This window comes from Magnetococcales bacterium, from assembly GCA_015231175.1.
Lineage (GTDB): Bacteria > Pseudomonadota > Magnetococcia > Magnetococcales > DC0425bin3 > HA3dbin3.
Map to the genome: position 1 here is coordinate 24,471 of JADGBZ010000029.1, position 15,262 is coordinate 39,732.

A 15,262-nucleotide genomic window follows, 5' to 3' on the forward strand; every position below is an offset into this window, starting at 1 on the left:
TGTCATCAGACCCCTTTTTCAACACGTCTGACCTGAGCAAGCGCCAGAACCAGACAACCCACCGCCCACAGCGCCGAAACGCCCAAAGCCAAAAGATAATCCGGATGCGTCAACAACGTCTGACTGTTTTCGTACAACGGCAGACGGATCAATTTCAAGGCGTGGGTCACCGGATTGGCCATCATGACCCACCACAGCCACCCGGGGAGGTGATCCATGGGAAAAAGCGAACCGGAGAGCATCCAGAGAGGCATCAGAAAAACCGACATGACCGCATGGAAACCCGCCGTCGTTTCCATGCGCCAGGCCATCAAAAACCCCAGTGCGGTAAAGCCCAGGGAGCCGATGACCAACCCCAACAAGAGCAACAGAAAGCTCCCCACACCCACATGCAATCCCAGAAAGGGAGCCGCCACCAGCAGGACCACGCTCTGCACCAGGGCCACTCCCATGGCCCCCAACACTTTTCCAAGGACAATGGCCATCCGCGACACCGGCGCCACCAGCACCTCCTGCAACAACCCCTGTTGACGATCCTCGATGATGGTGATGGTGGAAAAGATGCCTGAAAAGAGCATCATCATCATCAGGATGCCTGGATAGAAATATTCCAGATAGGAGATGTGTTCCTGGCCAGGAGCCTTGAACGAAGAAGAGAAACCGGCGCCCAGAAACAACCAGATCAACAAGGGCTGCGCCAGGCTGCCCACCACCCGGTGACGTTGACGAAAAAATCTGACAAGCTCGCGCCGGGCCAGGGATCGGATGACCCGCATCATAACTTTTGCCCCCCTTGTCCAAGTTGCTGGGTTTCGGCTTCGACCTGTTCCAGGGAACGCCCTGTCAGATGAATGAAAACATCCTCCAGGGTGGGCTCTTTGATGGAGAGGTGGTGAATGCCACGCGGGATGGCCAACAACTCGGCCACCAGGTCACGGGGATCCCCTCCCTCGACGCGAAGTTCATCGTCACGGCGATGCACCGTCAAACCCGGTTTGGTCTTGAGTTCCGCCTCCAGGGCATCCGGGTTGCGCGTCTGAATGACGACGACGTTGCCCCCCAGAGCCGCCTTGAGCCGGGCAGGAGAGTCGGCAGCCAGCAACTGACCGTTTTGCAAAATGGCCATACGATCCGCAACTTCCGCCTCGGAAAAGATATGACTGGTGAGCAGGATGGTTAAATTTTCCTGCTTTTGGATCGTGCGTAGCGCCTGCATGAAGGCGTGGCGGCTGCCGGGATCCAGCCCGGTGGTGGGTTCATCCATCATGATCAGGGGTGGTGCGTGGAGCAACACCTTCACCAACTCCACCTGCCTGGCCAACCCTCCGGAGAGCGTCTTGACCACCTGCCCCATGCGTTTCTCCAAGCCGGTCCAGCCCAGCGTCTGTGACAACCGCTGCTGGAATGCGGCCCGACTCATGCCGTACATGTCCGCATGGATCTGCAAATTTTCCATGACCGTCAACTGGGGATCCAGGGCCGGCTTTTGAAAAACCACGCCCATCAGACGCCGGACGGCGGCACTCTCACGCACACTGTCGTGGCCGTCGACAAAAACCTGTCCCGCGCTGGGTTGCAGCAAACCACAAAGAATTTTGAACAAAGTCGACTTGCCCCCGCCGTTGGGGCCGGTCATGACAAAAAAAGTTCCCCTGTCAATTTGCAGATCAAGCCGATCCAGGGCCGGTGGCCTCGCCTGGTCCCGTTTGACCGGGTAGCGATGGATCAATTGACGGATATCGATAAACATGCCATACGCCTTGCACACGAAGGGTTGTAAGAGGCTGAGGGATGCCACGAAAACGCAAGATGGGTCAAGGTGTCACGGAGATCCACAGGCGATATGACTGCCAGGAGATCACCGCCCGACATGAAAGGCAACCATTCAGCGCCATTGCAGGAAAAGTTTGGCTTGGAAAAAAATGTTACGGGAAAACAGCAGGGCCATCGACTGAGATATCAGCATCGGTCAAAGTGCTGATGTCTCAGGCATCATTTTACGGACGGTTGGAGAATCCAAAGTGGATGCGATGATTTTTGGCGCAGACGGCCAGTTGGGCCGTGAATTAAGCCGTACCATGCCACCGGGATGGGACGTTCGGGCACTGACTTTTGCCGAATGCGATATCACTCACGACCAGGTTGTTCACAAACTGTTGGCCCAGTCACAACCACGGATCGTCATCAATGCAGCCGCCTACACGGCGGTGGACAAGGCCGAATCCGACCCGGAATCCGCTTATGCCGTCAATGCCACCGCTCCGGGAGCCCTGGCCCAGGCTACCCATCAACTGGGCTTGCGCTTCATCCATATCTCCACGGATTATGTCTTTTCCGGTCAAGCCGGGCACCCCTTCCAACCCGGGGATCCAGTTCAGCCATTGGGTGTCTACGGGCAGAGCAAAGCCGAAGGTGAGCGCCTGGTCATGGCCCACTCCGAGGGCAAGGCGACCATCTTGCGCACGGCATGGCTTTATTCAGCGCATGGACAAAACTTTCCTCGCACCATTGTGCGTCTATTGCGGGAACGCGACCGTCTGCGCGTCATCACCGACCAGGTCGGTTCACCCACTTGGGCACGCGGTCTGGCTCAGGCCATCTGGGATGCGGCACAGCTCCCGGAAAAAAGCGGCACCTGGCACTGGACGGACGCCGGTGTGGCCAGCTGGTACGATCTGGCTGTGGCCATCCAGGAGGAGGCCATCGCTCTGGGCATGCTGTCCCGCTCCATTCCCATCGACCCCATCCCGACCCATGCCTACCCCCTCCCCGCTCCCCGGCCTGCCTACAGCGTCCTCGATTGCCACGCCACCTGGGAGTGGCTGGGATGGACTCCCAAACACTGGCGCCAGGCCTTGCGGGAGATGCTCAAGGAATTGGTGGGTGCTGAACAACCATCGACCCGGGACCGTACACCATCAGAAGACTGATATCACACCCATCCCCGCGATGGCATGCTTTCGGGTTGCAACGATCGCAACCATTCATCGCCCTTTCACGATCAACGGCTCATATCCTTTGCAACATGAACGAAAGCGACTACTCCCTGGGGATCTCTTCCCCCGCCTGAATGATGGCCCGCGCCAGAATCAAATCCAGGCGTGTATCGATATCCAGAGATCGTTCGGGGGGCATGACATAACCGAGGGTGGTTTCGCCCAGGAAGGTCCGATGTTCCCGCAACCAGGGGACGCGGGCCACGCAAACCGCCCCGTTCAAGGCAAAGGCCTTAGGCAGATCCTGTCGCCGAATGTGGGCCGTGCCTGATTTCGGTCCAAGGACGGGCGTCATGTGACCGGACTTTCCCAAACGATACATGTACTGAGGATTCTGATGGGTCTCCACCAACGAGACGCAGGCAGGGGCGTTGCCGTTTTCACACAGCTCCAGACAGGCCACGACATCCGCCACACGCCGCAAGGGTGATGTCACCTGCAGCAGCACCAGATAATCGTAACTTTCCGACAGGCAATCCAGGGCGTGAATCAGGACCGGAATGGTTGACGAGTCATCCTGAGCCAACGCCACGGGCCGCACAAACGGAGCCTCGCAGCCCCATTGTCGGGCCGTCGCGATGATCTCGGCATCTTCCGATGAAAGAACCACCCGGTCGATGTAGGGAGAATCCCGGGCCACCTCGATGCTCCAAGCCAGCAAAGGCTTTCCGGCCAGATCGCAAATATTTTTGCGCGGAATACCCTTGGAACCACCCCGTGCGGGAATCACCGCCAGAACGCGCTTGCCGTGAATCATTCAAACACCTTGGGATAATCCTGGCAGGCCTGTTGAAAATCTCCCAGACGTCCAATGTCCAACCAATATTCCAGAAACGAAAAGGCAGCCGTAACCCGTCCCAACTCCACGAGTTTACGGAAAAGGTCGGTCATATCGAAATAGCCGCTCTCCGGCACAAAGGAGATAACCTGTGGACTCAAGAGGTAGATGCCAGCGTTGACGTAATACGCCTGCACCGGTTTTTCGACAATGTTGACCAGGCGATGGGCGTCGGTCTCCACCACCCCATAGGGCACGGTCTGTTCAACCTTGCGCACGCAGAGCGTGGCATCGGCCTCATGCTCCTTGTGAAACTCCAGAACGTTGCTGAAGTTGATCCGGGTCAACAAATCCCCGTTCATGACAAAGAAGGGCTCGTCCGGGATGTCGGGCAACAACGACAGGGAACCGGCGGTCCCCAGGCGGTCATTCTCTTCCAGATATTCGATGGTCACACCCCATCGGGAGCCGTCGCCAAAGTGGGACTGGATCATCTCCTTCCGGTAGTTGACGGACATGAAAAAGCGGTGAAAGCCATGCTGGATGAAACTCTCCAGGATGATCTCCAGGATGGGTTTCGCTCCGACATGCAACAAGGGTTTGGGGCACTGCTCGGTCAGACGCCCCAGGCGGGTGCCCAAACCTCCGGCCATCAGCACGACCCAATTGTCCTTGACCTGCGGTCGCGCCAACTCCGACAGGGTGTTCAAACCCACCAGGCGGCCTGCATCATCCACGACCGGGATATGTTCCAGGCCACGCGCCCCCATCATGGAACGGATGCTTTCATGGGACTCCGATACCCGAGCCACGGTCGGGTTGGGGCTCATGACCGTCCGGATCGGAGCATGGAGGTCGATACGATTGAGAAAGCCGCGCCGCACGTCGCCGTCCGTCACGATTCCCAGGAGATGTCGATTTTCGTCCACAACGATCACCACTTTGATGGCCCCCTGGTTCATGATTTCGAGGGCGTGGAAGATCGGCAGCTCTGGTCCAACCAGGACCTTGCGCCAGTCATGTTTCATTCGGGTAACTCCCGTGCCGGGACACCCACCATGCGTGCCCCTTCTGCTACGTCCCGGACCACCACCGCACCCGCTCCCACCACAGCGTGGCGCCCGACATGGACACCCTGGATGATGGTGGCACCTGCCCCCACCAAAGCGCCTTCGTCCACCTTGACGCCTCCGCACAACACGGCACCCGGCCCGACATGGGCATGGGCGCCGATGGCGCCGTCGTGGTCCACCACGGCGCCCGTGTTGACAATGGCGTTATCTCCTACTACGGATCCCACCTGTACCACAGCCCCGGCCATGATTTGCGCCCCGGCCCCCACCCGCACACCTCGGGCGACGACAGCATCCGGATGGACGAGGGAGGGAAAGCGATATCCCCGCTGTTGCAACTCCCGGAACAACATTTCACGATGGTGATCCTTCCCCACCTGACCCAGGCCGTTGACCAGTTGAGCGAAGGCCGGCGGAAACCGGTCCAACTCGGCGTCGGTTCCCAGCACGGGAATCTCGTAGGGATTCTCCGCCACATGATCGGGGTCGGCATCCAGAATACCGAGAATCCGCTCGCGCCAATCAAGACTGACCATGGCCTCCATCACCACCTGGGCGTGTCCTCCGCCACCCAGTACGAGCAACTTTTCGCTCATACGATCTCCTGATCCCTTGCATAATCCCGGGCAGCCGGTCGGCCCAACAGACTCCACCACTCCATGGGGGAGAGACCGCCCCCTGGCCGTCTGGCCCCCAGGTTTTCCTCCGAAAAGAGCGTCCCGGCAGGAATATCCTGCAAAGCCACCAAGCTTTTGCGGGCCACATCCCGATTTTTCAACTCTGCCGGAGTCGGTACTTTTCGCCCATCTCCCATGGCAGCTTCCACCTCCCGAATACCACGGATCATGACTGCCAGTTGTTCCGGCTCCAACGAGGCGCGGTGATCCGGACCGGGCAAATCCCGATCCAGCGTGAAATGTTTCTCCACCACCACCGCTCCCCTGGCGACAGCCGCGATGGCCACAGCCACCCCCTCGGTATGGTCCGAATATCCCGTCGGCAAACCGAAGGCCTCCCGAAGCACCTCCATCCCCCGCAGATTCACCTCTGCGAACGGGGCCGGATACTCTGTCGTACAGTGCAACAAGCGTGCCTGTTCGCGCAAAATCCGCCCGCCTGCGGGAGAAACGAAGGCATTCTGAAAAGCGACTCTCCCGGGAGGCCCGGTGACACCCAGGAGACCGAAGGCCAAAACACCCAGGGCCGTCTCAATTTCCGCCAGGGTTGCCATGCCCGTCGAGAGAATGATCTCCTGGCCGGAACGCCCGGCGGCCAGCAACAAGGGACCGTTGGTCAACTCCCCGGAGGGGATCTTGATCACCCCCAGATGCAGGTCATGGAGCAAAAAGTTCAGACTCTCCAGGTCAAAAGGGCTGGAGAGGAAGGCAATTCCTGCCGCCTGGCAGTGCGCCTGCAACCGCCTGTGGGCCGCAACGTCCAACTCCAGGCGCTGAATCATGGCCCATTGGGACTCATCCGGGTCGGTAGTGATCCGCTGATAGGCGGCTTTGGGCGCCCGCCGGCTGACCAGGCTGTCGGCCTTGAAGGTCTGGAATTTCACCGCATCCGCGCCTGCCGCCGCCGCCGCGTCCACCAACTTCAACGCCATATCCTGGGAACCGTTGTGATTGACCCCCGCCTCGGCAATCACGACACAACGACCCGGGCAAAGAATTCCCATGTCATCTCTCCCTATGCAGCCACGCTTTGCGTCGGGGCCTGCACCATACGGGTCCAGACACAAAGGGGGGCATCACCGCTCATGGGCAGCTCGGTATATTTCAATCTTGAAAGTCGGTAGGGGCGGGAAAAATTCTCCACCAGCCCTGCCTGATCGGTAACGGCCATGCAACAGCCTGGCACAGCCTGCGCCAGCTCTTCGGAGCGGATATCGCAGCTTCCGTAGGGATAGTTCATCATCCAACGGGTCGGGATCTCCCCCAGAATGCGGGCCAAAAACTCCCTGGAGCGAAGCATCACCTCTCTCTGCCCGTGGCGGGAAAGCGACTCCATGCGTTCATGGAAAACCCCGTGTCCACCGAGAGTCATACCGGCCTCGGCCATCTCCCGGAGTTGCCCCGCCGTCAGGTACAACGTTTCGGCAAAGCCGGTCTCATCCGCCGTGACATACTTCCGGAACAACTCCCCGGCGATCACCCAGGCGGATTGGCGTGGCAGGACATGTTCCAACAGACACTTGAATTGAGCCGTGGGCAGGTCACCGCACCGCACCACGCCACAGGCGCTGGCCTGCAACAGATCCTCGGTGGGTGGCAATTCATAGGCATCCCGCCAGGCGGCGATCCGTTTCAACAGGTCGCAAAATAATTTTTCCCGATCCACCCGGGTTGCCAACATATGTTGGACCTTGTGGACGATCATCACCCGCCTGTTTTCCACTGCATCGACGATCGGGAAAAAACACCCGGCCAGGCCGCGCCGGAGCAAACGAGGCAACACGGTCGTCCGATGCGCCTGCAAGCCATCGTCAAAGGTCAGAAGGCAGGCATTTTCCGGCAGAGGCTCGCCCTCCTTGAGCATGGCGGCCAGGATGCGCTCAGGCGAGCAGACCACATGGTGGCGATGGATATAATCCAGCTGCCCTTCAAACTGCCGGACCGACAATCCCGGGAGCGCTGGAGATGGCGGGTCAACATCAGGGTGTACATCCTCGTACATGACAATCGTGAGCATGCGGGTCTCTCAATTGAAATCGCCAAGGTTGAAGTCGTGGAACTGCTTTTTCAAAATGTCATCCAGGGGAAATTCAGCCAGGATCTCAACGATCCGCCGAGCCGCATCGCCTTGGCCATAGGGGGGAACCATGGCGTGCAATCCTTGCCGAAACTGTGGGTCCAACCCTTTTTCGAGGGCACGGATGATCGAACGACTCTCTTCGGCACAATCGATCACCGAGATCGCCTTCAGCCGACCCCGTTGCCGATCACCCAGGTTGATCGCCGGCAGTTTGAAACAGGGGGCCTCGATCAAGGCGCTGGATGAATTCCCCAACATGATATCCATATGGCGCAGGGCGCTCAGGTAACGGACCGTTCCCAGATTGGTCACCACCATGGCTCGCTGTTTCTGTTGCACCACCCAGGCGTCGATCATCTGCTGGATGATGCGCCCCGCCGTATCGGCATTGGGACGGGTGAAAAGGATTCTGGCATCGGGATACGCATCCAGGGCGGTCAGGATGGCAGCGGTCGCCTTTTCCGGCCCACCGGATTCCAATGTCACCGGATGGTAGGTCACCAAGATGTTGGTTTGGCCCAACACAAATCCGGTCTCTTGTTGCCAGGCATCCCGTTCCAGGAGGGGAGTGCGGGCGATGTGGTCCAGGCCCGGGCTTCCGGTCACAAAGACACGGCCCGGATCCTCTCCCAATTGGATGACACGTTGGCGATAAGCCGGAGCCGCCGTAAAGTGAAGGTGGGCCATTTTGGTCAAGGCGTGCCGAATCGCCTCATCCATCACCCCTTCCGAGGCCTCGCCGCCATGCACGTGGGCTACCGGAATCCGCAAGGGCATGGCCGCCATCACGGCGGCCAGCGCCTCGAAGCGATCACCCAGCACCAGAACCAGACCTGGCCGCAACCTCTCCAGGGCATCGGCAAAACCGATCACCCCGAGGCCGAGGGACTTGGCGATGGCAACGCCAGAATCACCGGACAGAAGCATCTCCACCCGTTGGTCCACGCCAAAGCCATCCGTTTCGATCTGTTGGACCGTCATGCCAAATTCCGGTGACAAATGCATCCCCGTCGCCACCACTTGCAGCTGCAATTGCGGATGTTCTTGAATCTCCCGCATGATCCAATACAGATGCCCATATTCGGCCCGTGAACCGGTCACCACACAAATGGCTCGTGTCCCCTTTTTTCTGGCAACGTGTTTCATGATGGCAACAGACTCCGCGCTGTGACGATCACCTGCTCTTGTCCCGCTCTGGCAACGTGTTTCATGATGGCAACAGACTCCGCGCTGTGACGATCACCTGATCTTGTTCCGCTCCGTCAAAGTGTTTCATGATGACAATAGACTCCGTGTTGTTACAATCACCTGATCCTGTTCCGCTTCGGTCAAACCGGACGAACAGGGAAGCGTCAAGATGCGTGGGGCGATGGTTTCGCTGACGGGCAACAGGGTGCGTGGCGCATCCCGGTAGGGAACCTGGTCATGCAGGGGCTTCCAGAACGACCGGACTGCAATGCCTGCCTCGCGAAAGGCATGGTGCAGCCTGCGGATCGATTCCGGATCCATGGTCTCGGGAAGCAGACAGCCGGAAAACCAACAGGCGCTCTCGGCCCACTCCGGGACCGGGAAGGGCGTCACGCCCGGCAGATCCTGGCAAGCCGCATCGTATCTGGCACGGATGCGGCGTTTGGCTGCCACGAGATCGGCAAGGCGTTCCATCTGGGCGCACCCCACGGCAGCCTGGATGTTGGTCATCCGATAGTTGAAGCCTACCCGGTCATGATCATAATCTTCGCCATGCCGGGCAGTGGTGGTCAGATGCCGCACCAGATCCAGCAACGCCGGATCATCCCCAGCCACCGCGCCACCTCCGCCACAGGTGACCGTCTTGTTGCCATTGAACGAAAACACCGTCAAATCGGCCCCCAGCCTGCCCACTGGTCGCCCATGGCTGCGCGCTCCCAGGGCTGCGGCGCCGTCCGCCACCACCGGCAACCCATGCCGGCGCGCTATCGCCACGATGGCATCCATATCCGCAGGCGTTCCCAACACATGGACCGGCATGACTGCCGCCACCCGCCGCCCGGTGGGCCGATGCACCACCTGGTTTTCGCCGCGCCGTTCAGTGCGCTGACACAACTCGACTTCCAAACGCTCCGGATCGAGATTCCACCCCTCCCGATCCACATCCAGAAGCCAGGGGAGCGCACCACAATGAGCCACGGCGTTGGCACTGCCAATAAACGTGTAGGCCGGCAGGATCACCAAGTCGTCGCGTCCCACCCCAACGGCGGTCAAGGCCGCATGCAAACCCGTCGTCCCCGCCGAAGTCGCCACGGCCCGCACGGAACCGGCTGCCTCGGCGACCATGGCTTCAAAACGATCCACAAAAGGCCCGACCGACGATACAAATGTCGATCGGATGCACTCCTGAAGGTACGGGGCTTCGTTTCCCGTGAGATCCGGTACGGCAAGAGGTATCATGATTTTTTCCCCTGACATCGGCTTGCGGAGCGGCCCCATATGGATGCTGCCACACTGAAAAATCATCTGTCTCAGGGCATCGAATCGCAAAATTCGGGCCGACACCCCGAGGCCATCGTCCACTTCCAGGCCATTCTGAAGGAGCACCCCGGCCACCCTTACGCCTGTTATTTTCATGGCCTCTCCCTGATGCAGACCCAAAATCCCGACCAGGCCATGGAGATGTTGAGCCGCGCCATCGTCGGCTCTCCCGAAGAACCCCTTTTTCACCAGGCCCTGGGCATTCTCCTGCAACAGCAAGGGCTCTACCGCCCGGCTCTGGAGCGTCTGCATGAGGCCATCCGCCTGGCCCCTGATCAGGCCCGCAACCACTATCATGCCGGGGATGCCCACATGGATCTGGGTGAACTGGCCGAGGCCACCACCCGATTCCGGGAAGCCATGCGCCTGCAACCGGACTTCAAGGAGGCCGCTGTCAACCTGGGCCTCTGCCTGAAGGCCCAGGGAGACCTGGAGGCGGCCCTGGGCCTGTTTGATTTTGTGCTGACCCTGGACCAGAACCACCTTCCTGCCCGTCTTAACCACGCTTTGACCCTGCTGATGGCTGAGCATTATACAGAGGGGTGGAAGGCCTATGAGAGCCGTTTTGAGCTGCCTGAGGTCATCGAGCAGATGCAGCGCCTCCCTGAGGGATTGCCCCCTTGGCGCGGGGAGTCCCTGGCCGGAAAAAAGCTGTTGATCCTTGCCGAGCAGGGTTTTGGTGACAACATCCAGTTTGTCCGCTACCTGCCCCAGGTCAAGCAACTCGGCGCCGAAACGCTCCTGGAGTGTCCCTTCGCCCTGACATCCCTGTTGCAACGCCTGCCTGGTGTGGACCGCGTCACCAACCGCGCCCAGGTCAAGCAGGATGGCCAGGGCCATGATTATTATTGTCCCTTGTTAAGCCTTCCCGGTCTGCTGGGCACCACGCCTGCCACAATTCCCGCGCCGATTCCCTACCTCTCCCCCCTGCCGGACCGCAGCGAAGCCTGGCGTCCTCTCATCCAGGGAGCAGGGCGCAAGGTGGCGCTCTTCTGGGAGGGCAAACCGTTACATCGCAACGACCTTGCCCGGCGTCGTTCCTGCCGCCCCAAGGATTTGGAGCCATTGTTGGCCCTTCCCGGGACAACCTTTTTCAGCTTGCAAACCGCCGACACGCTGACCACACCCGGATTCCGTGCCAAGGTTCCTCACCCCGTGCCATTGGGCGACAGGCTCACCAGTTTCGAGGAGACGGCGGCTGCTCTCTCCCACATGGATCTGCTGATCACCATCGATACGGCCATCGCCCATCTGGCCGGGGCGATGGGCAAACCGGTGTGGCTCCTCACCCCGTTTGCCCCGGATTGGCGTTGGCGCCTCTACGGCAGCGACAACCCCTGGTACCCCACCATGACCCTGTTCCGTCAACAACAACCTGGCCGCTGGGATCAACCGGTCCAGGATATCGTCGCACGGCTGCGTGGCGCCTGAGGGGCGATCAAAGTCTGTACAGCCTGGAAACATGGAACTGTTAAAAACCCAGCCACGAAAAAGGAGTCTGCGAATCGGGGGCAGGGAGCTGGACAGTCAACCCACCTGCCTGGCATAGGGTTGCATGACTTCAAGCAACTGCTTTTTCTTGATGGGCTTGCTGAGGTGGGCGGTACAACCTGCCGCCAGAGCCCTTTGCACATCCTCCGTCAATGCGTAGGCAGTAACGGCAATAACGGGGATGGGCGCCCTGTCGTTGACTTTTTCCCAGGAGCGGATCGCCTTGGTGGCCGTCAAGCCATCCATGACAGGCATCTGCAAATCCATCAGAATCAGGTCATACTGGCCCTCGATATATTTACCGATGGCCTCCTGGCCATTGTCGGCAAAATCAAAGGTCCACCCCGAATCTTTGAGAAAAGCCTGGATCAGAAATTGATTGTCCTCGGCATCGTCGACCACCAAAAGATGGGACACCACCGGGAGGGGTTCACCAGTCTTTTCGCGTGGTGGCTTGGTCAAAGGAACCCCTCCCTCCACGACATCCCTGACCATGGCTTGGATCTCGCGCGGTTTGATGGGCTTGACATAATAGTTGGCAAGCCCCATGGCCCGGCTGCGTGCCACAAACTCCGCCCGACTGTCGGAGCTGAGCATGAAGACGATCGGTGGCTCCAGAGCAAGCTGGCGCAACCTCTCCACCACTTGAAAGCCATCCATGCCGGGCATGTGTACATCCAGAAACAGGATGCGGACAGGCTCACCACGCGCATGTGCTTGTTGCAACTCGTGAATGGCCGCCGGGCCATCCGTGGCTTCCCAAATGCGGATGTTCAGGGACATGAGAGAGTCACGCAGAATAAGCCTGTTGACCTTCGTGTCATCGACAACCAAAACACTGACCGTAGAGAGATCGGGCAGAGGTTCCGTTGTCATCGAGGGCGTGGCTGACGGCTTGCCGAAGGGAACGGTGAACGAGAAGCGGGTTCCTTCTCCCGGGGTACTTTCCACCGCGATGTTTCCGCCCATTTTGTCCAGCAAACGCTTGCAGATCGTCAATCCCAATCCGGAACCACCAAAACGGCGCATGATCGATCCATCCGCCTGGGAAAAATTGTCAAAAATAATGGGCAGCTTGTCGGCAGGAATCCCGATGCCGGTGTCGGCCACCACAAAAGATAAGGTTACAACATTTTCTCGGTCACCCACCCCCGGGCCGTTTTCAGGTGACATTTTGGCAACAGTCACCATCAGGGTGACTTCACCGTGATCGGTAAACTTGATGGCATTTCCCAGCAGGTTCATCATGATCTGTTGGATGCGCACCGCATCCCCCACCAGCGTGGCAGGGACATCGCTGGCCACATGGGCAGCCAGTTCCAGCCCTTTGGCATGGGCGCGCACCGCCAGGATTTCACAGGTGTTTTCCACCTGCTCCTGCAAGTCGAACGGGGCATGCTCGATCACCATGCGGCCCGACTCGATGCGCGACATGTCCAAAATGTCATTGATGATCGCCAACAGCACCTCTCCGGCAGAACGGAGAACCTGTACGTAATGCCGCTCATCAACGTCAAGATGCCGCTCACTAAGCAGTTCAGCCATGCCGATGATGGCATTCATGGGTGTACGGATTTCGTGACTCATGGTGGAGAGAAACTCGCTTTTGGCCTGGTTGGCCGCCTCCGCCTTGATCTTGGCCTGCTCAAGTTCGCGAATGGTCCGTTGGAAACGCTCCGCCATCGTGTCGAAGGCGTTGGCCAGGGTGGCGACTTCATCGCAGCCGCGCACGCCCGAACGGGTAGACAGGTTGCCTTGCGTCAGGGCGTCAGCCGCATGCACAAGCTGCCTGAGGGGGGATGTCAAGCGACGGGATAGCAGGGTAGCCAGAAAGACCAGGCATCCCAATCCCAACGCTGCGGCCAACCCGGCGAGAGCGACTTCCCGGTAGATGGGACCATACACCTCCTCCCTGTCCATTTTGACGACGATACCCCAGGTCGTGGAGGAGTTCAGGTGGAGATGCCGAAAAGCCGCCACCACGGGACGTTGACGATAATCTTCCGCCTCGACGACACCCTCCAATCCCTGCAAGGCAAGTTGCGCTGGAATCATGCCCCCCAGGCCTGGTCTAGACAGTAAATCGGGGATCGTTTCCACCTTGAACCGAAGCGGGGAGATGAAACCCAGGGTGGCATCGACCAGCAACAGCTCACCCGTCCGGGAGGTCTTGCTTTGGAGTTCGGCCATGGCCCGCAGTGCCTCGTTAATGGAAACAATAACCACCACGGCAGCAAGAGGACGGCCATCCGAGGCCAATATCGCCTGCCCGATCGGAATATGGTACTCTGTCCCCATGCGTTGTACTTGGCCAATGACGCTGGAGCGTGTCAGAGCAAGCCGCTGTAAAAATTGTGGTGCAAAGTGCGGCCAGGAGACGTTCAAACGACTGGAAAGTTGCGGTCTCCCGTCGGGTAATGACAACAACTCGACCCACTCGACCTCAACATATGCCCGATCATGTCTCTGCAAGAGATCCAAAAGGGCCGCTCCTGCCGAGTTGTCCCTCTGCTCCAACAGACGACGAGAGAGGATCACCAGCGCATCGGAATCGGCAAAGACCTGGGTATCCCTGGCCTTCTCATGGACCCAGTTCAGGATCAAATCCTTCCTGCCATCCGCCAACTGGCCAAACTCGTTCATGAACCTCTTTTGCAACTCACCGATGTATCCCGCGTAGTTCAGTCCCGGCAATCCGAGAAAAACAACCTCGAACACCACCAGTAAAACGACCACATACAGCAGTGAGAACCAAAAAACCATCCGGCTGCGTATACCCCGCAGAAAATATCTCGGCGCCAGAAGATGAAACGTATCGCGACAGGCTACCATCCAAGGGGTCATGGCGATATCACTCCCTGGTAGGAAAAATTCTGCAACCGATTGCCAACCGGATCGGCCAACACATGCAAGAGCGTTTTGGAATCAAAGCATGCGCGCACCGCATCCCATGTAAAGGTGTTGGGCAATCCGCCCATTGATTGCAGAAAATCAAACACTTGTCCAAGATGTCCTTCTTTGGTCAATTCATTTTCATCGACAATGGGTAATGCCCCCAAACGACGAATGCCACGCAGGGCGATCATCTCCAACCCGTCCTGCGAAGGAAGCGACACATCCGGAAGGAAATCACGAGCCGACTGGATGGCCCAACTCACAGCCAGGCGCAGATGCCATTCGGATTCCAGCAGCCAATTCAGGGCACGCACCTGGGAAGCCAGGAAACTTTTCACGACTTGTGGATCACGTTGCGCCAAATCCGGAGAAAAATAGAGGTAGCCCGTCATGAGGGAACGAAAGAGCGGCCACCCCTGGCCCTGATGGATGGAAAGGGTCGTGGTCGGCTCCCAGGCAACGTAGGCATGGACATACCCCTGTTGCAAAGCCGTCGGCATGGCATGGACGTTCATGGGAACCAAACGTGCATCGTCGGGGGTCAATCTGGCAATGGCAAGCGCCTTGAGCAGAGTAAAATGGGCTGCGGATCCATGGGGATAACCGATTTTTTGGCCGCGCAGATCCGCCAGAAACATGGCATGGCGCGTCACGATGGTCGCGTAGCCGACATCAAACAGGGAGACGATGCGAACCTGGTCATCCTTACACTCGATGTTCAAGTTTTTCCCTTCTTGACAGTTTTTTCACCCGTCAAACAGCCA

General features: G+C 58.9%; 13 protein-coding genes. 2 read left to right on the top strand and 11 right to left on the bottom strand.

The window, feature by feature from the left end; translation table 11 throughout:
- Positions 1-5 precede the first annotated feature (5 nt).
- Complete coding sequence (locus tag HQL63_08200) at positions 6-779, bottom strand: ABC transporter permease (protein MBF0176812.1); 774 nt, start codon at positions 777-779, stop codon at positions 6-8.
- Positions 776-1,750, bottom strand: a complete 975-nt coding sequence (locus HQL63_08205) for an ABC transporter ATP-binding protein (protein MBF0176813.1) — start codon at positions 1,748-1,750, stop codon at positions 776-778. The genes HQL63_08200 and HQL63_08205 overlap by 4 nt, the downstream gene beginning before the upstream one ends.
- 280 nt (positions 1,751-2,030) lie before the next feature.
- On the opposite strand from HQL63_08205, the gene rfbD reads away from it, so the two are divergent.
- On the top strand, positions 2,031-2,930 hold the full coding sequence (rfbD, locus tag HQL63_08210) for a dTDP-4-dehydrorhamnose reductase (protein MBF0176814.1): 900 nt from the start codon (positions 2,031-2,033) through the stop codon (positions 2,928-2,930).
- Between the two features lie 109 nt (positions 2,931-3,039).
- On the opposite strand, the gene HQL63_08215 is transcribed toward rfbD, so the two are convergent.
- The 7 genes from HQL63_08215 to HQL63_08245 all read right to left on the bottom strand — a co-directional run bounded on the left by HQL63_08215 (position 3,040) and on the right by HQL63_08245 (position 10,031).
- Complete coding sequence (locus tag HQL63_08215) at positions 3,040-3,753, bottom strand: acylneuraminate cytidylyltransferase family protein (GenBank protein ID MBF0176815.1); 714 nt, start codon at positions 3,751-3,753, stop codon at positions 3,040-3,042.
- Positions 3,750-4,802 carry a nucleotidyltransferase family protein gene (locus tag HQL63_08220; protein MBF0176816.1) on the bottom strand — a complete coding sequence of 351 codons (1,053 nt, stop codon included), beginning with the start codon at positions 4,800-4,802 and terminating at the stop codon, positions 3,750-3,752. The genes HQL63_08215 and HQL63_08220 overlap by 4 nt, the downstream gene beginning before the upstream one ends.
- Positions 4,799-5,443, bottom strand: coding sequence for an acetyltransferase (locus HQL63_08225; protein MBF0176817.1), 645 nt, complete (start codon positions 5,441-5,443; stop codon positions 4,799-4,801). Before HQL63_08225 ends, HQL63_08220 begins: the two co-directional genes overlap by 4 nt.
- The gene (neuB, locus tag HQL63_08230) at positions 5,440-6,528 is read right to left on the bottom strand and encodes an N-acetylneuraminate synthase (GenBank protein MBF0176818.1); all 1,089 of its coding nucleotides are present in this window, start codon (positions 6,526-6,528) and stop codon (positions 5,440-5,442) included. Before neuB ends, HQL63_08225 begins: the two co-directional genes overlap by 4 nt.
- An 11-nt stretch (positions 6,529-6,539) precedes the next feature.
- A complete protein-coding gene (locus HQL63_08235) occupies positions 6,540-7,541 on the bottom strand; it encodes a polysaccharide deacetylase family protein (protein MBF0176819.1) in 1,002 nt (333 codons plus the stop codon).
- Between the two features lie 9 nt (positions 7,542-7,550).
- Positions 7,551-8,750 carry a UDP-N-acetylglucosamine 2-epimerase (hydrolyzing) gene (gene neuC / locus HQL63_08240; GenBank protein ID MBF0176820.1) on the bottom strand — a complete coding sequence of 400 codons (1,200 nt, stop codon included), beginning with the start codon at positions 8,748-8,750 and terminating at the stop codon, positions 7,551-7,553.
- Positions 8,751-8,876: 126 nt separating this feature from the next.
- The gene (locus HQL63_08245; GenBank protein MBF0176821.1) at positions 8,877-10,031 is read right to left on the bottom strand and encodes an aminotransferase class V-fold PLP-dependent enzyme; all 1,155 of its coding nucleotides are present in this window, start codon (positions 10,029-10,031) and stop codon (positions 8,877-8,879) included.
- Between the two features lie 39 nt (positions 10,032-10,070).
- Here HQL63_08245 and HQL63_08250 point away from each other — a divergent pair, with 39 nt between their 5' ends.
- A complete protein-coding gene (locus tag HQL63_08250; GenBank protein ID MBF0176822.1) occupies positions 10,071-11,543 on the top strand; it encodes a glycosyltransferase family protein in 1,473 nt (490 codons plus the stop codon).
- Positions 11,544-11,639: 96 nt separating this feature from the next.
- On the opposite strand, the gene HQL63_08255 is transcribed toward HQL63_08250, so the two are convergent.
- Positions 11,640-14,447 (bottom strand): response regulator, encoded by a 2,808-nt coding sequence (locus tag HQL63_08255; GenBank protein ID MBF0176823.1) that lies wholly within the window; start codon positions 14,445-14,447, stop codon positions 11,640-11,642.
- Positions 14,444-15,220: an ABC transporter substrate-binding protein gene (locus tag HQL63_08260; protein ID MBF0176824.1), complete on the bottom strand. Its 777-nt coding sequence runs from the start codon at positions 15,218-15,220 to the stop codon at positions 14,444-14,446. The genes HQL63_08255 and HQL63_08260 overlap by 4 nt, the downstream gene beginning before the upstream one ends.
- Between the last annotated feature and the right edge of the window lie 42 nt (positions 15,221-15,262).

Coding starts and splice junctions, on each gene's coding strand:
- HQL63_08200 (MBF0176812.1), bottom strand. CDS start 779: ATGATGCGGGTCATCCGATCCCTGGCCCGGCGCGAGCTTGTCAGATTT.
- HQL63_08205 (MBF0176813.1), bottom strand. CDS start 1,750: ATGTTTATCGATATCCGTCAATTGATCCATCGCTACCCGGTCAAACGG.
- rfbD (MBF0176814.1), top strand. CDS start 2,031: ATGATTTTTGGCGCAGACGGCCAGTTGGGCCGTGAATTAAGCCGTACC.
- HQL63_08215 (MBF0176815.1), bottom strand. CDS start 3,753: ATGATTCACGGCAAGCGCGTTCTGGCGGTGATTCCCGCACGGGGTGGT.
- HQL63_08220 (MBF0176816.1), bottom strand. CDS start 4,802: ATGAAACATGACTGGCGCAAGGTCCTGGTTGGACCAGAGCTGCCGATC.
- HQL63_08225 (MBF0176817.1), bottom strand. CDS start 5,443: ATGAGCGAAAAGTTGCTCGTACTGGGTGGCGGAGGACACGCCCAGGTG.
- neuB (MBF0176818.1), bottom strand. CDS start 6,528: ATGGGAATTCTTTGCCCGGGTCGTTGTGTCGTGATTGCCGAGGCGGGG.
- HQL63_08235 (MBF0176819.1), bottom strand. CDS start 7,541: ATGCTCACGATTGTCATGTACGAGGATGTACACCCTGATGTTGACCCG.
- neuC (MBF0176820.1), bottom strand. CDS start 8,750: ATGAAACACGTTGCCAGAAAAAAGGGGACACGAGCCATTTGTGTGGTG.
- HQL63_08245 (MBF0176821.1), bottom strand. CDS start 10,031: ATGATACCTCTTGCCGTACCGGATCTCACGGGAAACGAAGCCCCGTAC.
- HQL63_08250 (MBF0176822.1), top strand. CDS start 10,071: ATGGATGCTGCCACACTGAAAAATCATCTGTCTCAGGGCATCGAATCG.
- HQL63_08255 (MBF0176823.1), bottom strand. CDS start 14,447: ATGACCCCTTGGATGGTAGCCTGTCGCGATACGTTTCATCTTCTGGCG.